2 protein-coding genes are annotated in these 2,788 nt (G+C 59.7%); one reads left to right on the top strand and one right to left on the bottom strand.

What is annotated here, in order from left to right:
• Positions 1-206 precede the first annotated feature (206 nt).
• Positions 207-854 carry a TetR/AcrR family transcriptional regulator gene (locus tag WBB95_RS15305; protein WP_424488352.1) on the bottom strand — a complete coding sequence of 216 codons (648 nt, stop codon included), beginning with the start codon at positions 852-854 and terminating at the stop codon, positions 207-209.
• A 160-nt stretch (positions 855-1,014) separates the two neighbouring features.
• Between WBB95_RS15305 and ggt the strand changes: the two genes are divergently transcribed.
• Positions 1,015-2,739: a gamma-glutamyltransferase gene (ggt, locus tag WBB95_RS15310; RefSeq protein ID WP_424488353.1), complete on the top strand. Its 1,725-nt coding sequence runs from the start codon at positions 1,015-1,017 to the stop codon at positions 2,737-2,739.
• Positions 2,740-2,788: the final 49 nt, after the last annotated feature.

The following is a 2,788-nucleotide window of genomic DNA, read 5'->3' on the forward strand; positions in this document are numbered from 1 at the left end:
GCTCCCACATTTGACCGGGTATGGCTTGAGTGATCGGGTCGCTTCATTTCACTTTCCAGTTCAAAAGCAGATTGCTATCTCCCTGACATATTGAGATCCCAATGTGGGAGCGGGCTTGCTCGCGAAAGCGGTGGGCCAGTTGATAGATTCATTGGCTGATACACCGCCTTCGCGAGCAAGCCCGCTCCCACATTTGGATTCGGTTTCTACCGCGGGGTCGGCGTGACCCCGCGCAGCACCAGGTCACTGATAAACCCCAGCCAGTCCTGCTGCTGCCCTTTGTTCGACAGGTCTTCACCCAGAAATGAACTGAGGGTGTGACGGTTGGAGTTATAGAAGTAGCACAGCGAAGCGATCATCAAATACACGTGCTTGAGGTCGACATCCTGGCGAAATACACCCTGGGCCTGGCCCGCCTCGATGATCGGGCGCAGCACGCCAACGGCTTCGCCTGACAAGCGCCGCATCTCGCCGGACTGCTGGGCATGTTTGCCTTGGTGCAGGTTTTCAATGCTCAGGATTGCCACGAATTCCGGGTGCTTGACGTAGTAGTTCCAGATAAAGGCCACCAGGTCGCGCAAGGCTTGCACGGGCGCGCCGAGGTCAAGCTTGAGCGTGCTTTCGGCTTTGTTGAACTGCTCGTAGATGTGTTCCAGCACGCAGACGAACAGGTGTTCCTTGCTGCCGAAATAGTAATAAAGCATGCGGTCGTTGGAGTCGGCTTCCTTGGAAATGGTGTCGACGCGCCCACCGGAATACCCGTCGCGGGTGAACACCTTGACCGCCGCCTGCAGGATGCGCGCACGTGTCTGGTCCGCCTGTTGGGCACGAATGCCGGTCTTCTTGATCACCATGTCAAAGCGCCTTGCACGACAGTCAGGGCGCGAAATATAGCATGGGCTTTTTCACGTCCGTTCTGTGACCGACAAGTACTGTAATAAAAACGCCATTGCGCTGGGGATTGGATCCAGGAAGGGCTATTTTGGTGCGTCTCAATAACTAGAGTAGCCATGGATGAAATACCAACCTTTCAATCGCACCCTGATTGCCACTGCCCTGGTGTTGACGGTCAGCGGCGTGCAAGCCGCGTCGCAGGCCCCGGTAGGCGGCGAAAATGGCATGGTGGTGACTGCCCAGCATTTGGCCACTCATGTGGGTGTGGATGTACTCAAGGCCGGCGGCAACGCGGTGGATGCGGCCGTGGCAGTCGGCTACGCGCTGGCCGTGGTGTACCCGGCGGCGGGCAACCTCGGCGGCGGCGGTTTCATGACCGTGCAACTGGCCGACGGCCGCAAAACCTTCCTCGATTTCCGCGAAAAAGCCCCGCTGGCGGCGACCGCCAACATGTACCTGGACAAAGACGGCAATGTGGTCGAAGGCCTCAGCGCCAAGGGCCATTTGGCTGTCGGCGTACCCGGCACCGTTTCCGGCATGGAAACCGCGCTGAGCAAATACGGGACGCTCAAGCGTGCCCAGGTGATCGCCCCGGCGATCAAGCTGGCAGAGAACGGTTTTGAGCTGGAGCAGGGTGATATCGACCTGCTGCACACCGCCACCGGCGAGTTCGAAAAAGACAAGGACCTGCGCGGGATCTTCCTGCACAACGGCCAGCCGATGCAGGTTGGCCAGAAGCTGGTGCAGAAAGACCTGGCCAAGACCCTCAAGGAAATTTCCGCCAAAGGCACCGACGGCTTCTATAAAGGTTGGGTCGCCAAGGCGCTGGTGGATTCGAGCCAGGCCGGCAAGGGCATCATCACCCAGGCGGACCTGGACAAGTACAAGACCCGTGAACTGGCGCCCATCGAGTGCGACTACCGTGGCTATCATGTGGTCTCGGCACCGCCACCGAGCTCCGGTGGTGTGGTGATCTGCCAGATCATGAACATCCTTGAAGGCTACCCGATGGCCGACTTGGGCTATCACTCGGCCCAAGGCCTGCACTACCAGATCGAAGCAATGCGCCACGCCTACGTGGACCGTAACAGCTACCTTGGCGACCCGGACTTTGTGAAGAACCCGATCGCCCACCTGCTGGACAAGGACTACGCCGCCAAACTGCGCGCCGCCATCGAACCGCAGAAAGCCGGTGATTCCCAGGCGATCAAACCCGGTGTGTCGCCCCATGAAGGCAACAACACCACGCATTACTCCATCGTCGACAAGTGGGGTAACGCGGTGTCGGTCACCTACACCCTCAACGACTGGTTCGGTGCGGGCGTGATGGCGAGCAAGACCGGGGTGATCCTCAACGACGAAATGGACGACTTCACCGTCAAGGTCGGCGTGCCGAACATGTACGGGCTGGTGCAAGGTGAGGCCAACGCCATCGCGCCGGGCAAGGCGCCGCTGTCGTCGATGAGCCCGACCATCGTGACCAAGGACGGCAAGGCGGTGATGGTTGTCGGTACGCCGGGTGGCAGTCGCATCATCACGGCCACCTTGCTGACCATCCTGAATGTCATCGACTACAAGATGAACATCCAGGAAGCCGTGGACGCGCCGCGTTTCCACCAGCAGTGGATGCCTGATACCACCAACCTTGAGACCTTCGCGGTGAGCCCTGACACTCAGAAGATTTTGGAAAGCTGGGGCCACAAGTTTGCCGGTCCCCAGGATGCCAACCACTTGGCAGCGATCCTGGTGGGTGCGCCGTCCCTGGGTGGCAAGCCGGTGGGCAACAACCGTTTCTACGGGGCTAATGATCCGCGCCGGAACACGGGGCTTTCTCTCGGTTACTGAGGTGTGAGGGGGGGGCGCCAGGCTGTTATGGCTTGGCGCTTTTTCGGGG

The organism is Pseudomonas sp., from assembly GCF_049645325.1.
GTDB lineage: Bacteria > Pseudomonadota > Gammaproteobacteria > Pseudomonadales > Pseudomonadaceae > Aquipseudomonas.